Genomic DNA, 19,404 nt, shown 5'->3' with positions numbered 1-19,404 from the left:
CAGGAGCGCGCCCCATGCCACTGACGCTGAAACTCACCCTGGTTGCCATGGCGTTGCTGCTCGGCGCCTGCCGCAGCGATCCGATCCACTACCACACCCTGAGCCCCGCTCAGCCGGCGGGCCTGTCGCGCTCCGGCGTGGACATCCAGATCGAACAGGTGAGCGTTCCGCCCCAGGTGGATCGCACCCAGATGGTCATTCGCCAGGGCAACAGCGGGTTAGCGATCCTGGAAACCGAATGGTGGGGCGCCAGCCTGGCCGACGAACTGCACAGCAGCCTGGACGAACAACTGAGCAACCCCGGCGCACCGAAATCATTGCTGCGGGTAGACGTGCAACGCTTTGACTCGATCCCTGGCCGCTATGCCCGCTTGGATGTGCAATGGCGCCTGCGCAGCCTGGGCGGCGACGCACGTCCCCTCACGTGCCGCAGCAGCCTGCAAACGCCGGCGGGCACCAGTATCGACGAACTGGTGACGGCGCATCAGCAGAATGTCCGGCAATTTGTCGACCTGGTTGAACAGGCGGCTTCGCGCAAGGCGTGCCCCTGATTCATTCAGGCCAGTGCAGCGACAGTACCGGCGCCACGCGTGGATGACGGTCAATGCGTTCCAACAATTCGTAGAACGCCGGACGGGCGCTCAGCATCGCCTCCCGCGTGTTTCTCCACTTCGTGATCACGGCCGCCAGGATATCCAGCGCCCCCGGTTCCTCACCGCCTAGAAAAGGTCGGGCCGGGAACTGGTCGGCAAACAACGCCCAGTTGCGGTACAGCCGTTGCTGCGTGCCAGATACCAAGCGCTGTCGAGTCGCCTCATCCGCCTCGTCCAGCCAGCGCTCCGGAAAATCGATAATGCCGATGGGCGTGTAGCAATTGGCCGCGATGTAGACCAGACCCCGTATGGCCTGCGCACGCTGGGCCGGGTCTTGCGGGAGCAGCTTCGATGCGGGGAAGGTCAACCCGAGGTGAATCAGGATCGCCGCCGCTTCGGTCAGCACCGAACCGTCCGGCAACTGCAGGGTCGGCACCTGCTTCTGAGGGTTGAGTGCCTCGAGTTCTTTCGCCGCATCGTTGTCTTGCGTCGAATAGGCATCGACCCGCCGATAAGCCACCTCACAAAGACACAGAGCAACCTCCACCGCCGAAGAGCCGGATTGCCTGCAACCGAATAACTGATACATGAACCTACCTCCTGCATAAGCGTTAGCCGGTAGAGCCCGCGAGCCCATCAGTGTTCCATCAAGCTGACCGGTAGCTGGCCAACGAGCTATCACTGCCGTCGATGTTCACCATCATGCCAATGAAGTTCTCTTGATGATCGCCCGGGACAACAATGGCCCCACACAAACCACTGCACCCCCGGAGCACACCATCATGAAACGCCAAGTCATCCTCAGCCTCGCTTTCTCCGTAGTGGCCGCCAACGTATTTGCCGCCTCGTCCCAACCCGTCGTCGCCGAAGGCGGTTCTGATCGCCTGATCGAAAACCGCGTCGCTGAAGGTGGCTCTGACCGCCTGATCGAAAAACGCGTCGCCGAAGGTGGCTCCGACCGCCTGATCGAAAAACGCGTCGCTGAAGGTGGCTCCGACCGCCTGATCGAAAAACGCGTCGCCGAAGGTGGCTCCGACCGCCTGATCGAAAAACGCGTCGCCGAAGGTGGCTCCGACCGCCTGATCGAAAAACGCGTCGCTGAAGGCGGTGCCGAACGCCTGCTGGAACGTCGTGTCGCTGAAGGTGGCTCTGATCGCCTGATGGGAAACCGCGTCGCCGAAGGTGGCTCCGACCGCCTGATCGAAAACCACGCATGAGTTGCTTGAACGCAACAAATGATCGGCAACACACCCCGTGGCGAGGGAGCTTGCTCCCGCTCGGGCGCGCAGCGGCCGCAACAATCACCAAGCCGCTGCGCAGTCCACCCGACACACCGCTTGAGACTGCTCCCGCACCAAACCCATCCCCCTAAAAGCCCGGCCTCATCCGCCGGGCTTTTTTTCATGCCCAATGACTGGCTAGCGCCCCGACGCCCGCTTCATGCATCGCTGATAACGCTCATCCACCCGCTTGGCAAACCACGCCGTGGTCAGCTTGCGCGTGATCTTTGGGCTCTTGAGCACGATTCCCGGCAATACCGCCCGTGGCAACGCCTTGCCCTCGGCCCGCTCTGCCAGTTCGAACACACGCTTGTAGAGCTTGCTGTCCTCGAACGCCAGGCTGTCACCCAGCTCCAATTGATTGCGAATGGTCGGGTTGCGCATTCCCAACGACTTGCCCAGCGTGCGCACCGCCAGTTCCGTGCTGCCTGGCATGATTGAATCATGGGCGATCAGATCACCGTCCAGCGCCAGGGAAATGCCCGACGCCACACTCACCGCATGCTGGAAAGCCGCGTTGCGGCTGGCGTACCACCCCGCATTGAAATCGGCAAAACGATACAGCGGCTCGGTGTAGCTCACCGGATAACCCAACAAATGCGCGATACCGAAATACATCCCGCCACGACGACTAAACACTTCGCGACGAATCGAGCCATCCACCGTATAGGGATAATTGCGCGCATTGGCCTGGGCAAACGCGATGCTGACCTGCATCGGTCCGCCAGTGTGCACCGGATTGAAATCGCCGAACAGGGTCTTGCCCAACGGCACCATGCCGATGAAATCATCGAAAATCCCGCTCAGTTCTTTCTCGCTACGCGCCGCATTGAGCCGATCGCTGTAGCTTTTACCGTTGGGCGAGCGCACCTGAAGTGCGCCACTGACCAGCAGCTCCGGAATGTGCACCGCCGCCGCACGACGGTTGATCTCCTGACGAGCGATCTTGCCCAGCCCCGGCACCGGTGGGTCAGACTGGAACGTCGATTCCTGTTCGGTCACCGCCAGGACAGCACAGATGTTCTGCGTCGTAGAGGGAATCTGCTGGGCCGCAAAGGCCACATGGATATCAGTCGCCCAGCCTTCGCGATCCACAGTCTTGGCCGGCAACAACTGCACGATCTGCTTCTTGACCTCAGCAGGCGAACGCTCAGGCTCCTGCGCCTGACGGCTGCCGCAACCAGCCAAGGCCAGCAGCGCAGCAAGGCTGATCATCAATCGGTTGAATTGCATGGTGCTCCATCGGGTTCGTTATTCCGGAGCAACCATACGATCAAAAGTGGATGCGGGCTATGCCCAATGTGGGAGCGAGCCTCGCGGTGGCGGCGGCACAGGCAACACTGATGCAAGCCGACCCAGCGCTATCGCGAGCAAGCTCGCTCCCACAAGGGAATGGCGGTGAAGATGGATCTCACACCCAACCCCGGGAGCAGCGCTGGATCAGATCCCGCTCAGCGCCAGGTCCATGGCAAAGTAGGTGAAGATCAGGTCTGCCCCCGCCCGCTTGATTGCGCCAAGGCTCTCGCGTACCACGCGGGCTTCGTCGATGGCGCCAGCCTGGGCGGCGAACTTGATCATCGCGTATTCGCCACTGACCTGATAAGCCGACAGCGGCAGGTTCGACGCCTGGCGAATGTCGCGGATGATATCGAGGTAGGCACCGGCCGGCTTGACCATCAACGCATCGGCACCTTCCTGTTCGTCGAGCAAGGACTCGCGCAATGCTTCGCGGCGGTTCATCGGGTTCATCTGGTAGCTCTTGCGATCGCCTTTCAACGCGCTGCCACCGGCCTCGCGGAACGGGCCATAGAGCGCCGAAGCAAACTTGGTGGAATAGGCCATGATTGCCGTCTGACTGAAACCGGCTTCATCCAGGGCCCGGCGAATCGCCTGGACCTGCCCGTCCATGGCCGCCGATGGCGCGATCACATCGGCACCGGCGCGGGCCGCCGCTACGGCTTGCTTGCCCAGGTTGACCAGGGTCCGGTCGTTGTCCACTTCATCGCCGTGGAGCACGCCGCAATGACCATGATCGGTGTATTCACAGAAGCAGGTGTCGGACATCACGATCATTTCCGGCACCGCGTCCTTGCAGATCCCGGCCATGCGTGACACCAGGCCGCGCTCGCTCCAGGTGTCGCTGCCATCGTTGTCCAGGTGATGGGACACACCAAAGGTCATCACCGACTTGATGCCGGCACGGGCGTAGCGCTCGATCTCACCGGCCAGCTTCGACTCAGGGATGCGTACCACGCCCGGCATGCTCTTGATCGGCACAAAATCATTGATTTCCTCTTCGACGAAAATCGGCAGCACAAGGTCGTTCAAGGTGAACTCGGTTTCCTGGAACAGGCTGCGCAGGCTTGCATTGCGACGCAGACGGCGTGGACGTGCTTCGGGGAACTGGCTGGACATGGGACTCCTGGGCAGAAATGGGTGCTCGATCACAAGGAGCAAAGCTTATGCCCTGGCCGGCCAGGGCACAAACGTCGACTGGAAAACAGCGTGTTACCGGCCAGGCAACAATCTACTTACAAGGTCAGCGAGCCATTGATGCACGTCACCCGGCATTCAGGCTGCCGGTGGCTTGTAATCGTATCGGCGAGTCGTCGGGTGACTCATTCCGGAATCTTCAACCCACGCGCCACAGCCGGTCGAGCCAGGAAACGCTCCAGCACCCGCGTCACATTGGGGAAGTTCTGGATCCCGACCAAATCACCGGCCTCGTAAAAGCCGATCAAGTTGCGCACCCAGGGGAACGTGGCGATATCAGCGATGGTGTAGCGCTCGCCCATGATCCAGTCGCGCCCTTGCAGACGCCCATCGAGCACCTTGAGCAGGCGCTTGCTTTCCTCGACGTAGCGATCGCGCGGCCGCTTGTCCTCGTAGTCCTTGCCGGCGAACTTGTTGAAGAACCCCAACTGCCCGAACATCGGTCCGATCCCGCCCATCTGGAACATCAGCCACTGGATCGTCTCGTAGCGCGCCGCCGACTCCTGGGCCAGCAACTGCCCGCTCTTGTCCGCCAGGTAAATCAGGATCGCCCCCGACTCGAACAACGCCAACGGCTGGTCGCCCGGCCCATGGGGATCGAGAATCGCCGGGATCTTGTTGTTGGGGTTCAGGGAAAGGAACTCGGGCGACAGCTGGTCGTTGCTGCCAAAGTCCACTTTGTGGGGCTCGTATGGCAGGCCGATCTCTTCCAGCATGATCGAGACCTTCACGCCGTTGGGGGTGGGCAGGGAGTAGAGCTGAATCCACTCCGGGTATTGGGCAGGCCATTTCTCGGTGATGGGGAATGGGGTCAAGTCGGGCATGGGGTCGGCTCGGAAATGAAGGAAAGCCCGAGGATAATCCAAGATGTACGGGACGGCATCACTGCCCGTCACGGAATTCACGTCGTCCCTTCTTAATTTCGCAACATCCTGTCGTTAACGTTCGTCCCATCTCCTGGCGGAGATCGCTACAGTGCACCGGGACCAGCCAGGATCGAACCAAAGGGCTTGAAGAGACTCTGAGCAATGCCCCCGAGGATTCGACGCGGCGTAATGACAGGGAAACCACCCGAGGCCAACCGCTTCGCGGTGCCAGGGCTTGTCAGCCTGACTCAAGAGTGCTGAAGAAAAACTATTCGATGATGAACCCACTGAATTTCGCCAGACGCTTCAAACACCGTTCGTGGCTGATGCTGCCGACGCTGCTGGTGGTCTGTGGCCTGGTGCTGTTGCTGGAATCCAGCGTCAGCCGCGCCCAGCCGGCCGACGGCGTGCAGACGTTGGTGTTCCTGCGCCACGCCGAGAAACCCGCCGGAGGCCTGGGCCAGCTCAACTGCCAGGGCCTCAACCGCGCCATCGACCTGGCCACCCTGCTGCCGGAAAAATTCGGCAAGGCCGACTACGTGTTCGCCGCCAACCCGACCCGCAATGTCGAAGAGGGTGAACTGGACAATTCCTACAGCTATATTCGCCCGCTGATGACCATCAGCCCCAGTGCCATCAAGCTCGGGTTGCCGGTGAACATCAATTATTCAGCCAACGACACCAGCGACCTCGCTGATGAACTGCTGGACGACAAGTACCACAACGCCACCATCTATACCGCCTGGTCACATGGCTACCTGCCGGAGTTGATCAACAAGGTCGCCGGGGAGGCCGTGGGCAAGAAGCAGACCATTACCGATGACTGGGCGTCAGGCGATTTTGATTCGCTGTACGTGCTGACCCTGACCTGGCACAACGGCAAGGCCAGCCTCTCTAGTCAGAGCTACAAGCAAGGCCTGGATAATGGCCAGGAGACCTGCCCGACCTGATCAGTCGCCACGTCCCTTTGTGGGAGCGAGCTTGCTCGCGATAGCTATGGGTCAGTTTGCATCAATGGTGCCTGTGTCGCCGCCATAGCGAGCAAGCTCGCTCCCACAGGGGACTTTCGGTGGTCACCCGCCCCGGGCCGCCCGCTCCCGCAGATATTCCAGCACCGCCGCCTGCTCCCCCGAGAACTCGATCCGCAAGCCCTTCTTTTCCCGCTGGAACACGTACATCGGGTCGTAATACTCACGCAGCAAGCCTTCGATCCAACCGCGATGCAAGTCGACGGCGCCGCTGTTGGCCTGCTCGGCCAGGGCGGCTTCCAGGATGTTCATCAAGCGCCGGTGACGGTCGCCGCCCAGGCGCTTGTGGATGTTGTCCAGGCTGGCCAGCAACCGCTCGGAAAACAACGAGAAACCTTCGTCGCCATGTACGGCGACAAATTCCGCACACAGGTCGATGACGTAATCCTGCAGGATCCGCTCGACCCGATGCTCCAGGCTGTCTTCCAGCCAGACCATCGGGACCTGCTGCATGCGCTGGTACAAGGGCAGCGGCAAGGCGCAACTGCCGACCGCACGGCTCTCATCCTCAAGCACGAATTGTTCGATGCCGGCGGCGCGCTTTTTCAGCACATCCACGGCCAGGCGATTTTCAAAATCGATGTTGGAAGGCTGGCCGGTGGCGCGTTTGCCGAAGCTCGAACCGCGATGGTTGGCATAACCTTCCAGATCCAGGCTATTGCTCAGTTGCCCCAACGCTTCGGTCTTGCCGGTGCCGGTCATGCCGCCCAGCAGCACCAGGTCGCACTGGGCGACCGCCTGCTCGACAGCGTCCAGCAAGAACGTGCGCATGGCCTTGTAGCCACCGCCGACCCTGGGGTAATCAATGCCCGCTTCGTCCTTGAGCCATTGCTGGACGATCTGCGAACGCAAGCCACCGCGAAAGCAATACAGCAGGCCGTCGGGATGGGTCTTGGCGAACTCGGCCCAGGCCTGGATGCGCTGGGCCTTGGTTTCGCCGGACACCAGTTGATGCCCCAGGACAATGGCGGCCTGCTGCCCCTGCTGTTTGTAGCAGGTACCGACGCGTTGCCGTTCGCTGTCGGTCATCAACGGCAAATTGATCACGCCGGGGAACGCACCCTTGATGAATTCGATCGGGGCGCGCGTGTCCATCATCGGCCGGTCATTGAGGAAGATGTCGCGGTAATCGGTGATGTCATGGCTCATCAAGACACCTCGACCGCGTAACTCTGTCGCTCGACCAGTTCGCCGATAGGTTCCAGCGCCAGCCCGAGTTCAGCGGCCACCCGCAGGAACTCGATCTCGCCTTCAGGGGTGACGGCAATCAGCAGGCCACCGCTGGTCTGCGGGTCGCACAACACGCGCTTGTGCAGTTCCTGGACCCGACCGACCTTGCTCGCGTAGCTGTCGTAGTTGCGCAGCGTACCGCCCGGCACACACCCCAGGTCGAGGTAGTACTCGACGCCCGGCAGGCGCGGCACCGCGTCATAACGGATGCGCGCAGTCAGTTGGCTGCCGTCGGCCATTTCTACCAAGTGCCCGAGCAGGCCGAAACCGGTGACGTCGGTCATCGCCGTCACACCGTCGAGTTTGCCGAAGCGGCTGCCAGGTTTGTTGAGGGTGCACATCCAGTCACGGGCCAGGCCGACGTCGGCGGCGCGCAGCTTGCCTTTCTTTTCCGCCGTGGTGAGGATGCCGATGCCCAGGGGTTTGGTCAGGTACAGGCGGCAACCGGCGGTGGCCGTGTCGTTGCGTTTCATGTGGCGCTTTTGCACCAGGCCTGTGACCGCCAGGCCGAAAATCGGCTCAGGCGCGTCGATCGAATGCCCGCCGGCCAGGGGAATACCGGCCTCATCGCACACGGAACGACCGCCGCGAATCACGTCCCGGGCAATTTCCGGGGCCAATACGTTGACTGGCCAACCGAGAATCGCAATGGCCATCAGCGGGTCACCGCCCATGGCGTAGATATCGCTGATGGCGTTGGTGGCGGCGATGCGACCGAAATCGAAGGGATCATCGACAATCGGCATGAAGAAGTCGGTGGTCGAGACCACCCCGCGCTCCTCGTCGATGGCGTACACCGCAGCATCGTCCCGGGACGCATTGCCGACCCACAACTTGGGATCAAGGTTCTGCGCACCGCTGCCGGCCAGGATCACTTCCAGTACCTGGGGCGAAATCTTGCAGCCGCAGCCGGCGCCGTGGCTGTACTGGGTCAGGCGAATCGGCTCGCTCATGGGCATACCTCTGGTCAGTCAAGATGGCCGATTCTACCAGCAACGCCACCGACTCAGTGCCGCGTCGAGCACATGCTCCTGCAACACGTTGGTGCCACTTCATACGACGCTGCCGAATTCGGTGCACCGAGCCTGACCAACAGGACAGGAAAAAAGCCTGAATCCAATGCATTTCAAGCCAATACAAAAAACTGGTACGACATGTGCAAACGTTTGCGCAATCGATCCTACCCAGCGGGTCGATGGCTTTTTTTCAACCACGGAACCCGGGCTTCAGCCCGCACGAACAAGGACTTTCCATGCACTGCACTTCCCGGTGTCGCGCTACACCCGGCGTATTGGCAGCCGCCCTGCTACTGATCGCCGTTACCGGACTACTCAGCACCACGGCCCAAGCCCAAACCGCCGAGGCGTCCGCCCAGGGCGAAGCCCTCAGCCCCGAGGCCACCCCCTCGAAAAAGGGTGTCTACCTGTCGGACTGGTACAACCAGGACCTGACGCTCATCGGCAGCAAGGACATCAGCTTCGGCCCTCAACCGGTCGACGATATCTATCTGGAATATGAATACTTCGGACGCAAAGGGCCCTTCGAGCTCTATGGCTACGTCGACATCCCAAAGATCTTCAACATTGGCAACAGCCATGACAAAGGTGCGTGGGACCACGGTTCCCCGGTGTTCATGGAGCACGAACCGCGTATTTCCATCGACTACCTGGCTGGCCGCAGCCTGGCCATCGGACCGTTCAAGGAATGGTATGTGGCGTTCGACTGGATCTACGATCACGGCAGCAACAGCGCCAATCGCGCGAACACCTTGTACAGCGGCCTGGGCACCGACATCGACACCCACTCAAGGGTCAATCTCTCTGCCAACTTCTATGGCCGTTATCAGTGGGAAAACTATGGCGCCAGCAATGAATACTCCTGGGATGGCTACCGCGCCCAGCTCAAATACATCGTGCCGATCAGCCAGTTCAGCAACGGCGCATCCCTGACTTACATTGGCTTCACCAACTTCGATTTCGGTTCGGACCTGCACAAGGACAACCCCGCCCGCACCGCCAACGCCACAGTCGCCACCAACGTCCTGCTGTATTCCTTCACGCACCTGCGCTTTACGCTGGTGGGCCGCTACTTTCACAACGGCGGCAACTGGCAGGACGGCAGTGAGCTTAACTTTGGCGACGGCAACTTCCGCGCCCGCTCCGACGGCTGGGGATACTACGCCGGGGTTGGCTATCAATTCTGAGCAAACGTAGAAGCACCACTTCGAATCCATGGAGGTCACGAATACATGATCAATCGCCTGTCTATTTCAATCGGCCTGGCCTGCACGGCTCTGTTCTGCTCGACCGCCGGGGCCGCACCGCCGCTTCAACCCAAAGTCATGCTGATCACGATGTTCGCTCCCGAGGCGCAGAACTGGATCGATCGCCTCGAACTCAAGACTGAAGTCCGCGTACCGGGACTGTCCGCCGAATACCCGACGATCCGCTGCAATGCCGAGCGGGTCTGCCTGCTGATCACAGGCATGGGCCAGACCAACGCCGCGGCCTCGACACTGGCCCTGGCCCTCTCCCCCACCGTCGACCTGCGCCAAAGCTATTTCCTCGTGGCCGGGATCGCCGGCATCAACCCGCACCACGGCACGCTTGGCACGACGGCCTGGGCCCATTACCTGGTGGAGTTCGGTACCCAATGGGAGCTGGATTCGCGGGATGTGCCCAAGGACTGGCCCACCGGCTACCTGGGCATCAACACCAAGGGGCCGAACGAAAAGCCGCCGCTGGACTACAAGACGGAAGTCTTCGAACTCAACCCGGCCCTGCAAGCCAAGGCCTTTGCCCTCAGCCAGAAGGTGAGCCTGGCGGAAAGCAAGGAATCGGCGGCCTGGCGCTTGAAGTATCCGTACGCCCCGGCCAACCAGCCGCCGGTGGTGACCCGCTGCGACACCCTGGCCGGCAACACCTGGTTTTCCGGAACGCGCCTGAGCGAGCGCGCCGAAGTCTGGACCCGCCTGCTCACCGATAACAAAGGCGTCTACTGCACCACCCAACAGGAAGATAACTCCACCTACGAGGCCTTGCTCCGGGCCAGTCGCGAAGGCCGGGTGGACATCAACCGGCTGGCCGTGCTGCGGGCCGGGTCCGACTTCGACCGCCCCGAGCCCGGCGGCAACGAAGTGGACAACCTGCTCAAATACGCCGACCAGGGCGCGTTCGTCCCGGCACTGGAAAATCTGTTCCGCACCGGCAACCCGCTGGTGCAGAACATTGTGAAGAACTGGTCGGTGTGGAAAGACGGCGTGCCTGGCCTTTGATCACCAGCCGCCCCGTTCTTGGGGAGAAGGGAATGATCTGTGGGAGCAAGGCTTGCTCCCACAGGTTGAGGCTAATCTCTACAGATCACCCAATGGAATTTTCCATTCAAGGAAGAATCACTTGAACATCAGCCGTGCGTACCCACCCAGGAGACCGCCGATGTCCCTCGACCCTGCTGCCGACAGCACTCATCTTGATTACGCTCTCGACACGATGTTTGGTCGCAATACCACAAGTGTCAGCTGCGAGTTCGACGTCAAACGCCTCGACGACGGCAGACCGCCATGGTTCACGCTGCACGTGCGACCTCCGCTGCCGAAGGACCTGCACAAGGCCCAGCTCGTGGTATTCAATGCCGAAGGCCGACGCATCAGCGGCATTGTCCGGCGAGCCAAACGCCTGGCCGATGACAGCCTGCAATTGGACGTGGAACCCGACTGAGTGCTTCAGACCGGGTTCCCACGCTGATCGAGCGCTTCCTTACGTATGTCGTGAAGTACTCAGTCGAACTTGACCAGGTTCAGCACCGGCAATGGCCCACCCGGGAATTGAGTCAAGCGTGCGCCAACGCTCAATGGGCCCAGGTCCACGCCGAAGAATCCCAGCCGATCGATCAACTGCGCGACTTCCCCACGGGCCTGCTCATCGTCGCCAGTCAGAAATAGCACGCGCTTGCCGCCTTCGGACGCCGGATCAGCCTCCAGCAGGCGCGCCAACATGTGGTTGAACGCCTTGACCACCCGTGCCCCCGGCACCCATTCGCTGAACACCTCGGTAGAAGCCCGGCCCTGCAGATCAATCGCCTCGAACTCCGGGACTTTGATTGCGTTGTTGGCATCGATCACGATTCGTCCGGCAAAGTCCGGCAAGCCATTCAGCGCCAGGGGCAACTTCGGCCAGTTGACGGCCACCAGCACCATTGGTTGGGCAGCAGCTTGCTGCACGGTGCCGGCGCGGACGGTGGGGCCGAGCTCGGCGACCAACTCGGCGAGGCTTTCGGGGCCGCGGCTGTTGGCAATCACGACGTTGATATTCTGGCGGGCCAAGGCCCGGGCAAATGCACTGCCAATGGCGCCAGCGCCAATGATGCCGATGGTGTCGATGCTGCTCATGTCGTATGTCCTCAAAGTTGGATAAACCTGGGCGGTGATGTCCGCCGTTGAGGTGCATATTGCCCTTGCTATTACGTCATGATTAGCCAGTAATACGTTGAATCATTTTCAAGCATTACTATCAGGTCACTTTGATGGAAAGCCTCGCCAATCTCGAATGCTTTGCCCGCAGCGCCGAAACCGGCAGTTTCTCGGCGGCCGCCAGGTTGCTGGCCCTGACGCCTGCCGCGGTGAGCCGCAATGTGGCGATGCTGGAGCGTAACCTGGGGGTGCGGCTTTTCCAGCGCTCGACCCGCAAGCTGTCCTTGACCGAGAACGGCGAACACTTCCTGGCCAGTATCGGCACGCATCTCGAAGCCTTGCAGGCCGCCATCGGCGCCGTGACCACTGAGCGTGGCGAGCCGGCCGGGGTATTGCGCCTCAGCCTGTCGCCAAGCTTCGGCATCAGCCATGTGCTGCCGTTGCTGCCGCAATTTCTGGCCCTCCACCCGTTGATCCGCCCGCAATGGCATTTCGAGAACCGACGGGTAGACCTGATCGCCGAAGGTTTCGACGCGGCGATTGGCGGCGGCTTCGAACTGACACCTGGCGTGATCTCGCGAACCTTGGCGCCGGCACATCTGGTCGCGGTAGCCAGCCCGGCCTACCTGGCCGCACGCGCCTGCCCCGAACACCCGGAAGACCTGGCCCACTTCGATAACATTGTGCTGCGCTCCAGCCTCACCGGGCGCGTACGCCAGGCCACGATGCGCAATGCTGCCGGATTGGAGTCGGCGTTGCGGCTGCCTGAATCCATCATTCTCAACGACCCGGTCGCCATGCGCGAAGCCACCTTGCTGGGCCTGGGCATTTCGCTGCTGACCGTGCCGGACGTGCTGCCCTGGCTGGAGCGCGGCGAACTGGTACGGCTGCTGCCGGACTGGTACATGGACCTTGGCGTGATTTCCCTCTATTACCCCAGCCGCACGCTGATCCCGGCCAAGACTCGCGCCTTTATCGACTTCATCACCGAACACTTCGAGCGTGAGGGGCTGGCGCGGCGCTTCAGTGCTGCGCGGGGTTGAACCTTAGAGGCTTTCATGCCACTGCTGCCGCCATCGCGAGCAAGCTCGCTCCCACAGAGGGCTTGTGTCGAACCAAATATCGAGACCGGCCCCCACACACTACTGTGGGAGCGAGCTTGCTCGCGATGACGTCAGCCCAGCCTCCCCCAACCTCGTGGCGAACAAGCTCGCCCTCACAGTGGGTTTGCGATGCGGACGGTGCTAACGTGGCGCCTCGACGACTGACAAGGATGACCGCGTGCTGCTGCTCAAATTGCTGGTGATTCCCGCGTTCCTGCTGCTGATTTCCCAGGCGGGCAGGCGTTGGGGACCGAGTGTGGCCGGCTGGCTCTCGGGGTTGCCAGTCGTGGTGGGGCCGATTCTGCTGTTCCTGGCCATAGAACAAGGCGAGCTGTTTGCCGCACAGTCGGCGACCGCGGCGTTGGCAGCGATGTTCGCGATGATTGCCTTCTGCGTGGTGTACGCCCAAGTCGCCCAGCATCGCAACTGGCCCTGGGCGCTGGGTATCGCGCTAGGCGTCTGGGCCTTGGTGGCGTTGATCCTGTCCTGGCTACCGGCTTCGCTGCCGTTGTCGAGCCTGATCGCCCTGGCCGCGCTGCTGGCGGCGCCGTATCTGTTCCCGACGGTCCGGCCGGTGATGAACGGGCCGGCGGCCAAATCCGACAAACTGCTGCTGCGCATGATCGCTGGCGCGCTGTTGACCCTGGCGGTGACGCTGCTGGCCAGCACCGTGGGCGAACGCTGGAGCGGGCTGCTGGCGGTGTTCCCGGTGCTGGGCAGTGTCATGGCGGTGTTCTCTCAACAAACCCGGGGGCCGGCCTTCACCGCCGCGCTGCTGCGGGCAACGGCCACCGGCATGTATTGCTTCGCCGCCTTCTGCCTGACCCTTGCCCTCGCCCTGCCGTTGCTGGGCATGCCGGCTTTTGTCTTGGGCGTCGCGGTGTCGATGGCCATGTTGCTGGTGACCCGACGGCTGCTGGTGCGGCCTCCGCCCGGCGACACCGCACACCTTTCGCCAAAATGACGGTCTCTTCTGCACGGGCGCTGGAGTCAGGTGCGACGCCCATGGGATGATCGGCCTCCAGGCACGACCATCTGTGGAGCGTTTCAATGTCATTGCTGAGTAAACAAGCCGCCGCCCTGTTGCTGACGGCCATCGCCAGCCTCATCGTGGTACCCGCCCAGGCGGCGCCGGCCAAACCTGCCGGCGATGCACCGGCGCAGAAGGTGTCGATGCTCGGCGGCAAGTTCACCTTCACCTTGCCCAAGGGCTTCACGGCGACGCCGCTACCCGCCGGTGAAGTGGCCCAGGGCACCGCTGGGGCGACAGGGACGATGTACAGCAATGCCACCAGCAGAACCGTGGTGATTGCCGCTGAGAACACCATCGTCAACGGTACGAATGTGAAGGACGACGATGGTGCATTCCTCGACACCACCATGGCCGACTTCGCCGCCCAACGCATCAAGGCCCTGCCGGACGCCAAGATCCTCAGCGAAAAAAGCCTGAAGCAAAAAGGCACCGGCCTGGGCCTGCGCCAGCTCGACACCAGCGCGACCCAGGGCGGCGGACCCACCCTCGACACCACCTTGCTGGGCGCCTCCGGCACGCGCATGGCGGTGGTGCAGGTCATCTCCCGGGCCAGCGACAAGGCCGGTCATGAAGCGTTGGTGAAACAGATCGCCAGCGGTAAGTAACAAGCACCCCGGAACATGTGGGAATGTGGGAATGTGGGAATGTGGGAATGTGGGAATGTGGGAATGTGGGAATGTGGGAATGTGGGAGCCGAGCTTGCTCGCGATGGCGTCGGCACATCCTGGCATTGATGCAAGATGACCCACCGCCATCGCGAGCAAGCTCGCTCCCACCAGGACTTGCGGTGGTCAGGGATTGAGCCGCTCCAGCCAGGCCCGCAGGTCCTGCACTTCCAGGGCGCTGATGCTGTGGCCGACGCCCGGGTAGGCATGGAATTCCGGTTCCAGCGCCAGGGTCTTCAGGAAGCTGTTGGCCTCGGTGCCATCGTGGTAGGGAATGATCGGGTCTGCCGTGCCATGGCCGATGAACACCGCCAGTGTCCGGCGCGATTCATCGGGGGTCAGTTCCGCCCGTAACACCGACAGGACCCGCCCGCCCATCGCGGCAATGCCACCGACGGCTTCTGGGTGTCGCAAGGCCACTTCGTAACTCATCATCGCGCCCTGGCTGAACCCTACCAGGTAGACCTTGCTCGCGTCGGTCGAGTACTTGGCCCGAGCCTTGTCGATGAAGTCCAGCAGCACCTGGCCGCTGGCCTTCAGGTCCGAGGTGTCACCGTCATAGGCACCCTCGCCCTTTTTCGCGAACCACTGATAACGGTCCTGTTCCATGCTCTTCGGCGCCCGCACCGAGAGGTAGTTGTAATCCTGGGGCAACTCGCCCTTGAGTTCGAACAGGTCCTGTTCGTTGCTGCCGGAGCCGTGCAGGAAGATCACCAGGGGGCGGTTGCCGGCTTGCTCATCGGCTTGGGCCAGGTAGTTGAGCGGCAAGTCCGTGTGCAGCGAGGGTTGGGCCTGCAACCCGGACGAGACCAGCAATAGAAACAGGGCGAGCGCTTTAAACATCAATCTTCCTCCATCGTTCGATAGCCGCACGGCAAAGAGCGTGCGGTGAGGTAGACAGCACTTATCAGTCGTTGATCAATTTCCCCGTACGAATCGGCTCACGCCCGGCGACTTTTGCCTGCCAGATCCCTGGCTGGGTGTAGCGTCCGCGGTCCAGGGCAAACAGCACGCCACTGGTGCCAGCCCGCACGGTGGTGACCCGATCACTCAACGGATCGACCACTTCGAACAGCGGATCGCCCTGCTCCACCCACTCGCCAGCCTCACGCAAAAAGCTCACCACGCCATGGTGCGGCGCGAACAGGTATTGAGTGCCTTCGAACGGAAAACCTTCACAGCACTGCGCCGGCGCAGGAGGCCAATCCCCGGCGATGAAACCCTGCTCGGCCAGAAACCCGAGGATGGCTTCACAATTGGCCTGGGCCTGCACCACCCGGGTATCGCCCATGCTGCCCAGCTCCAGCGTCGTCGCCAGGTTGGCCGGTGGGATCGCCGCTGCGGGAAAGGCCTTGGCCAAACGCAACCAGGGCGAGGAGCAGGACTCATCGAACGAACTGCCGCCCGAATCCTCGCACAGCAATGCCACACCGGCTTTCAAGCGGGCGGCCAGGGAACGCCATTGCGGCCACTGTTGCGGCAAGGCATACAAATGGATCGCTGCCTCGAAATCGCAATGCAGGTCCAGGGTGATGTCGGCGTCGCAGGCATGGCGCAGCAGCAGGCGATGCAGCGCTTCGAGTTGCGAAGGTGGCGCTGGCAGGTCGTCGAGAACCTGGGCCATGGTCTGGCGGATCAAGGTGATATTGGCGGCCGGGTCGTCACCCAGGCGATCGCCGATGCGTTGCGCCACCGGGGCACTGAGTTCCACGAAGGCGCGGTTGAAATTCTTGCCGCTGCCCAGTTCGAAACGCCCCATGTGGGCACTTTGCAGATGTTGATCCAGGCCGATGGGATTGGCCACCGGCACCAGTTCGATCACACCCTTGAGCAGCCCTTGGGCCTCGAGGTCGTTGAGCCGCTGCTTCAGCTCCCAGGCGGTACGCATGCCCGGCAGTTCATCAGCGTGCAGGCTGGCCTGGATGTAGGCCTTGCGCGGGCCGTGGCCGTAACGAAACACACTGAGCCGGCGCTCGGTGCCCAGATGGCTCCATGGCAGGGTATGGTCGATGCGTTGCATGAGAGAACTCCGGATGGCGGTATTTCGATAGGCGCAGGGTAAAACAATCGCCCATGAAAAAGGTGGCCGGCCGGGTCAACGGCGGGCCACCTTGGGTTCAGCGATTAATGCCCGTAGACATCAAAGGCGAAGTATTTGTCCTGCACTTTCTTGTAGGTGCCATTGGCGCGGATTTCACTGATGGCGGCGTTGAATTTGTCGGCCAGGGCCTTATCGCCCTTGCGCACCGCAATGCCGGCGCCACCGCCGAAGTATTTCGCGTCTTCATAGGTCGGGCCCACGAAGGCGAAGCCTTTGCCGGCATCGGTCTTCAGGAAACCGTCGTCGAGGTTGACCGAGTCGGCCAGCATGGCGTCGAGGCGACCGGCGACCATGTCCAGGTTGGCTTCCTGCTGGGAGCTGTAGCGCACCAGGTTGATCCCGGCAGGCACCAGCACTTCGGTGGCGAAACGGTCGTGGGTACTGGCCCGCAACACGCCAACTTTCTTGCCCTTGAGCTCGGTCAGCGGATCCTTGACCTCGGAGCCTTCCTTCATCACGAACCGCGCCGGGGTGTGGTAGTACTTGATGGTGAAATCGACGTTTTTCTTGCGATCGTCGGTGATGGTCATGGACGACAGGATCGCATCGATCTTCTTCACTTTCAGCGCGGGGATCAGGCCATCGAATTCCTGCTCGACCCAGGTGCACTTGACCTTCATCTGCTCGCAGAGGGCGTCGCCGATATCGACATCGAAGCCGGTCAGCTTGCCATCGGGGGTTTTCATCGAAAAAGGCGGATAACCGGCTTCGATCCCGAGACGGATCGGCTTGGCGTCTTCGGCCACGGCCGACAGGGACAATACGGACAGTGCCAGGGCACCGAACATGGCTAGCTTCTTCATTTTCGCTCCTGAGTGCGCAGGGTATTTTATTGATCGTTATAGGCAGATTCGTAAGCAGCGTTCGGTCAGCAAAAACCGAAGTGGCCGGGAGTCTAGAGGGGCACTCAGGAGGGGAATTATGTTGAAGCGACAAATACGTATAAAAAGCCACTAATGCCGTGTTGTAACGCCGAAGTTCTGTAGGAGCGAGCTTGCTCGCGATCGCGGTGCGTCAGCGTGCCTCAATGCCGAATGTGCCGCCGTCATCGCGAGCAAGCTCGCTCCCACAAAAAGCTGTCTCAGCAGTCGCAGCTGATCGCCTCATCCGCCATGCGCTCCACTGTGCCGGTCAAGCGAAAGCCTTCATCGAGCCAGCCCATGACGCCGCCGATCATTTCCTTGACCGGGTAGCCCAACGTTGCCAGGCGCACTGCCGCCTTGTTCGCACCATTGCAATGGGGGCCGGCGCAATACACCACAAACAGGGTGGTCTTGGCATAGGCGGCCAGTGCCTGGGCGGTGAGTGTGCGGGTTGGCAGGTTGATCGCCCCGGGTACGTGGCCGCGCTCGTAGGCCAGTGGTCCGCGTACATCCACCAGCACAAAATCGATGTTGCCGGCCTGTTGGCTGGCGTGAACGTCGGAACAATCGGTTTCGAATGTCAGGCGACGGCTGAAATGCTGCAGGGCGATATCGGAGGGGGCAGCAGGCACTTCGCGAACCAGGCTGGTCATGGGCGTGTACTCCAGGATAGATAAGGCGTGAAGAGACTTTATCCCCCCGATGCTTGCCGCTACAGTGGCGCACAAGACACTCTGTGGGAATTTTCCGCCAAATGCAGCCTACCCCTGGTCTGGTCGCGATCCTCGCCTACGACGGCCTGTGCACTTTCGAATTCGGTGTCGCCGTCGAGATCTTCGGATTGGAGCGACCGGAATTCGATTTTCCCTGGTACACGCATCGGATCGTCGCGGTCGATGACGGCCCGATGCGCGCCATGGGCGGCTTTCAGGTATTGGCCGATGGCGGCATGGAACTGCTCGAAACCGCCCGGACCATTGTCGTGCCGGGCTGGCGCAACCGCAGCGAGCCACCGTCCCCGGCGTTGCTCGAGGCACTGCGCAGGGCCCACGCCCGTGGTGCGCGCTTGCTGTCGATCTGCTCCGGTGCCTTCGTACTCGCCGCCGCCGGGCTGCTCGATGGCCTGGGCGCCACGACTCATTGGCGCTACACCGACGAACTGGCCGCAAGCTTTCCGGCCGTGCGGGTAGACCCGGATGTGCTGTACGTGGATTCAGGACAGGTCATCACCTCGGCGGGCAGTGCCGCCGGTATCGATGCCTGCCTGCACCTGGTGGCACGGGACCATGGCGTCCAGGTCGCCAACTGCGTGGCACGCCGGTTGGTGATGTCGCCGCAACGTACGGGCGGCCAGGCGCAGTTCATTCCCTCACCGGTCAGCCGCACGCCACGCAGCGACCTGTCGAGTGTCATGCAATGGGCCCGCGAACGCCTGCACGAACCCCTCGGCGTGCGCGAACTGGCCAGCCAGGCGGCCATGAGCGAACGCACCTTCCTGCGCCATTTCACCCAGGCCTGCGGCGTGTCGCCCAAGGCCTGGCTGCAACATGAACGCCTGGCCCGGGCCCGCGAGTTGCTGGAAAGCACCGGGGACAACACCGACAACATCGCGCAACTGTGTGGCTACCGCTCGGTGGAAAGCTTTCGCGTGGCGTTTCGCAGCGTCGTGGGGTTGGCGCCGTCGGTGTATCGGGAGCGGTTTGGGCGGGGGTAATTAGCCTACTGGTGATGAAGCTGTCGA

Annotated in this window: 21 protein-coding genes; 10 read left to right on the top strand and 11 right to left on the bottom strand. The window is 61.9% G+C overall.

All coding sequences use genetic code 11. The features are described from left to right. Positions 1–14: 14 nt before the first annotated feature. Entirely contained in the window at positions 15–551 is a 537-nt protein-coding gene (locus HU749_RS11225; protein ID WP_186650631.1) for a PqiC family protein, read from the top strand. 1 nt (position 552) lies between these two features. On the opposite strand, the gene HU749_RS11220 is transcribed toward HU749_RS11225, so the two are convergent. Then, positions 553–1,182 carry a glutathione S-transferase family protein gene (locus HU749_RS11220; RefSeq protein ID WP_095963275.1) on the bottom strand — a complete coding sequence of 210 codons (630 nt, stop codon included), beginning with the start codon at positions 1,180–1,182 and terminating at the stop codon, positions 553–555. 193 nt (positions 1,183–1,375) lie between these two features. Between HU749_RS11220 and HU749_RS11215 the strand changes: the two genes are divergently transcribed. Beyond that, the gene (locus HU749_RS11215; RefSeq protein ID WP_217870568.1) at positions 1,376–1,810 is read left to right on the top strand and encodes a phage infection protein; all 435 of its coding nucleotides are present in this window, start codon (positions 1,376–1,378) and stop codon (positions 1,808–1,810) included. A gap of 201 nt (positions 1,811–2,011) precedes the next feature. Here the strand turns inward: HU749_RS11215 and HU749_RS11210 are convergent, their stop codons facing one another. From HU749_RS11210 to HU749_RS11200, 3 genes are all read right to left on the bottom strand, one after another. Further along, on the bottom strand, positions 2,012–3,106 hold the full coding sequence (locus HU749_RS11210) for a DUF1615 domain-containing protein (protein WP_186650627.1): 1,095 nt from the start codon (positions 3,104–3,106) through the stop codon (positions 2,012–2,014). Between the two features lie 207 nt (positions 3,107–3,313). After that, positions 3,314–4,288, bottom strand: a complete 975-nt coding sequence (gene hemB / locus HU749_RS11205; protein ID WP_018611454.1) for a porphobilinogen synthase — start codon at positions 4,286–4,288, stop codon at positions 3,314–3,316. A gap of 203 nt (positions 4,289–4,491) precedes the next feature. After that, complete coding sequence (locus HU749_RS11200; protein WP_014339247.1) at positions 4,492–5,190, bottom strand: glutathione binding-like protein; 699 nt, start codon at positions 5,188–5,190, stop codon at positions 4,492–4,494. 317 nt (positions 5,191–5,507) lie between these two features. Between HU749_RS11200 and HU749_RS11195 the strand changes: the two genes are divergently transcribed. Next, on the top strand, positions 5,508–6,182 hold the full coding sequence (locus tag HU749_RS11195) for a histidine phosphatase family protein (protein WP_186650625.1): 675 nt from the start codon (positions 5,508–5,510) through the stop codon (positions 6,180–6,182). 123 nt (positions 6,183–6,305) lie between these two features. Here HU749_RS11195 and mnmH read toward each other — a convergent pair whose 3' ends face one another. Beyond that, a complete protein-coding gene (mnmH, locus tag HU749_RS11190; RefSeq protein WP_079302445.1) occupies positions 6,306–7,409 on the bottom strand; it encodes a tRNA 2-selenouridine(34) synthase MnmH in 1,104 nt (367 codons plus the stop codon). Further along, complete coding sequence (selD, locus tag HU749_RS11185) at positions 7,409–8,443, bottom strand: selenide, water dikinase SelD (RefSeq protein WP_024618015.1); 1,035 nt, start codon at positions 8,441–8,443, stop codon at positions 7,409–7,411. The genes mnmH and selD overlap by 1 nt, the downstream gene beginning before the upstream one ends. Positions 8,444–8,742: 299 nt before the next feature. On the opposite strand from selD, the gene HU749_RS11180 reads away from it, so the two are divergent. From HU749_RS11180 to HU749_RS11170, 3 genes are all read left to right on the top strand, one after another. Continuing rightward, on the top strand, positions 8,743–9,693 hold the full coding sequence (locus tag HU749_RS11180; RefSeq protein ID WP_186650623.1) for a nucleoside-specific channel-forming protein Tsx: 951 nt from the start codon (positions 8,743–8,745) through the stop codon (positions 9,691–9,693). A gap of 45 nt (positions 9,694–9,738) precedes the next feature. Beyond that, positions 9,739–10,764 (top strand): purine-nucleoside phosphorylase, encoded by a 1,026-nt coding sequence (locus tag HU749_RS11175; RefSeq protein WP_186650621.1) that lies wholly within the window; start codon positions 9,739–9,741, stop codon positions 10,762–10,764. A 160-nt stretch (positions 10,765–10,924) separates the two neighbouring features. Then, complete coding sequence (locus tag HU749_RS11170) at positions 10,925–11,206, top strand: hypothetical protein (RefSeq protein ID WP_003200045.1); 282 nt, start codon at positions 10,925–10,927, stop codon at positions 11,204–11,206. Between the two features lie 59 nt (positions 11,207–11,265). On the opposite strand, the gene HU749_RS11165 is transcribed toward HU749_RS11170, so the two are convergent. Beyond that, positions 11,266–11,868 carry an NADPH-dependent F420 reductase gene (locus HU749_RS11165; protein ID WP_186650693.1) on the bottom strand — a complete coding sequence of 201 codons (603 nt, stop codon included), beginning with the start codon at positions 11,866–11,868 and terminating at the stop codon, positions 11,266–11,268. 143 nt (positions 11,869–12,011) lie between these two features. Here HU749_RS11165 and HU749_RS11160 point away from each other — a divergent pair, with 143 nt between their 5' ends. The 3 genes from HU749_RS11160 (at position 12,012) to HU749_RS11150 (ending at position 14,639) form a co-directional block, all read left to right on the top strand. Further along, positions 12,012–12,941: a LysR family transcriptional regulator gene (locus HU749_RS11160; protein WP_186650619.1), complete on the top strand. Its 930-nt coding sequence runs from the start codon at positions 12,012–12,014 to the stop codon at positions 12,939–12,941. A 238-nt stretch (positions 12,942–13,179) separates the two neighbouring features. After that, positions 13,180–13,965, top strand: coding sequence for a hypothetical protein (locus tag HU749_RS11155; protein WP_046064792.1), 786 nt, complete (start codon positions 13,180–13,182; stop codon positions 13,963–13,965). An 86-nt stretch (positions 13,966–14,051) separates the two neighbouring features. Further along, positions 14,052–14,639 carry a DcrB/PsbP domain-containing protein gene (locus tag HU749_RS11150; RefSeq protein ID WP_014339254.1) on the top strand — a complete coding sequence of 196 codons (588 nt, stop codon included), beginning with the start codon at positions 14,052–14,054 and terminating at the stop codon, positions 14,637–14,639. 186 nt (positions 14,640–14,825) lie between these two features. Here the strand turns inward: HU749_RS11150 and HU749_RS11145 are convergent, their stop codons facing one another. The 4 genes from HU749_RS11145 to HU749_RS11130 form a co-directional block, all read right to left on the bottom strand. Further along, the gene (locus tag HU749_RS11145) at positions 14,826–15,542 is read right to left on the bottom strand and encodes an alpha/beta hydrolase (RefSeq protein ID WP_046064791.1); all 717 of its coding nucleotides are present in this window, start codon (positions 15,540–15,542) and stop codon (positions 14,826–14,828) included. 64 nt (positions 15,543–15,606) lie between these two features. Beyond that, positions 15,607–16,719 carry a M14 family metallopeptidase gene (locus HU749_RS11140; RefSeq protein WP_186650617.1) on the bottom strand — a complete coding sequence of 371 codons (1,113 nt, stop codon included), beginning with the start codon at positions 16,717–16,719 and terminating at the stop codon, positions 15,607–15,609. A 104-nt stretch (positions 16,720–16,823) separates the two neighbouring features. Beyond that, on the bottom strand, positions 16,824–17,603 hold the full coding sequence (locus HU749_RS11135; protein ID WP_079302440.1) for an ABC transporter substrate-binding protein: 780 nt from the start codon (positions 17,601–17,603) through the stop codon (positions 16,824–16,826). Between the two features lie 278 nt (positions 17,604–17,881). Further along, positions 17,882–18,316: a rhodanese-like domain-containing protein gene (locus HU749_RS11130; RefSeq protein ID WP_046064789.1), complete on the bottom strand. Its 435-nt coding sequence runs from the start codon at positions 18,314–18,316 to the stop codon at positions 17,882–17,884. Between the two features lie 101 nt (positions 18,317–18,417). Here HU749_RS11130 and ftrA point away from each other — a divergent pair, with 101 nt between their 5' ends. Next, positions 18,418–19,377 carry a transcriptional regulator FtrA gene (gene ftrA, locus HU749_RS11125; protein ID WP_186650615.1) on the top strand — a complete coding sequence of 320 codons (960 nt, stop codon included), beginning with the start codon at positions 18,418–18,420 and terminating at the stop codon, positions 19,375–19,377. The last annotated feature ends 27 nt before the right edge of the window (positions 19,378–19,404 follow it).

The organism is Pseudomonas ogarae (assembly GCF_014268695.2).
GTDB lineage: Bacteria > Pseudomonadota > Gammaproteobacteria > Pseudomonadales > Pseudomonadaceae > Aquipseudomonas > Aquipseudomonas kilonensis.
Note: the sequence above shows the minus strand (reverse complement) of the source record. Positions and strands in the feature narration are given on the sequence as shown.

Excerpts from the sequence above, each read along its gene's own strand:
- HU749_RS11225 (WP_186650631.1), top strand. The coding sequence starts at position 15 with ATGCCACTGACGCTGAAACTCACCCTGGTTGCCATGGCGTTGCTGCTC.
- HU749_RS11220 (WP_095963275.1), bottom strand. The coding sequence starts at position 1,182 with ATGTATCAGTTATTCGGTTGCAGGCAATCCGGCTCTTCGGCGGTGGAG.
- HU749_RS11215 (WP_217870568.1), top strand. The coding sequence starts at position 1,376 with ATGAAACGCCAAGTCATCCTCAGCCTCGCTTTCTCCGTAGTGGCCGCC.
- HU749_RS11210 (WP_186650627.1), bottom strand. The coding sequence starts at position 3,106 with ATGCAATTCAACCGATTGATGATCAGCCTTGCTGCGCTGCTGGCCTTG.
- hemB (WP_018611454.1), bottom strand. The coding sequence starts at position 4,288 with ATGTCCAGCCAGTTCCCCGAAGCACGTCCACGCCGTCTGCGTCGCAAT.
- HU749_RS11200 (WP_014339247.1), bottom strand. The coding sequence starts at position 5,190 with ATGCCCGACTTGACCCCATTCCCCATCACCGAGAAATGGCCTGCCCAA.
- HU749_RS11195 (WP_186650625.1), top strand. The coding sequence starts at position 5,508 with ATGATGAACCCACTGAATTTCGCCAGACGCTTCAAACACCGTTCGTGG.
- mnmH (WP_079302445.1), bottom strand. The coding sequence starts at position 7,409 with ATGAGCCATGACATCACCGATTACCGCGACATCTTCCTCAATGACCGG.
- selD (WP_024618015.1), bottom strand. The coding sequence starts at position 8,443 with ATGAGCGAGCCGATTCGCCTGACCCAGTACAGCCACGGCGCCGGCTGC.
- HU749_RS11180 (WP_186650623.1), top strand. The coding sequence starts at position 8,743 with ATGCACTGCACTTCCCGGTGTCGCGCTACACCCGGCGTATTGGCAGCC.
- HU749_RS11175 (WP_186650621.1), top strand. The coding sequence starts at position 9,739 with ATGATCAATCGCCTGTCTATTTCAATCGGCCTGGCCTGCACGGCTCTG.
- HU749_RS11170 (WP_003200045.1), top strand. The coding sequence starts at position 10,925 with ATGTCCCTCGACCCTGCTGCCGACAGCACTCATCTTGATTACGCTCTC.
- HU749_RS11160 (WP_186650619.1), top strand. The coding sequence starts at position 12,012 with ATGGAAAGCCTCGCCAATCTCGAATGCTTTGCCCGCAGCGCCGAAACC.
- HU749_RS11150 (WP_014339254.1), top strand. The coding sequence starts at position 14,052 with ATGTCATTGCTGAGTAAACAAGCCGCCGCCCTGTTGCTGACGGCCATC.
- HU749_RS11145 (WP_046064791.1), bottom strand. The coding sequence starts at position 15,542 with ATGTTTAAAGCGCTCGCCCTGTTTCTATTGCTGGTCTCGTCCGGGTTG.
- HU749_RS11140 (WP_186650617.1), bottom strand. The coding sequence starts at position 16,719 with ATGCAACGCATCGACCATACCCTGCCATGGAGCCATCTGGGCACCGAG.
- HU749_RS11135 (WP_079302440.1), bottom strand. The coding sequence starts at position 17,603 with ATGAAGAAGCTAGCCATGTTCGGTGCCCTGGCACTGTCCGTATTGTCC.
- HU749_RS11130 (WP_046064789.1), bottom strand. The coding sequence starts at position 18,316 with ATGACCAGCCTGGTTCGCGAAGTGCCTGCTGCCCCCTCCGATATCGCC.
- ftrA (WP_186650615.1), top strand. The coding sequence starts at position 18,418 with ATGCAGCCTACCCCTGGTCTGGTCGCGATCCTCGCCTACGACGGCCTG.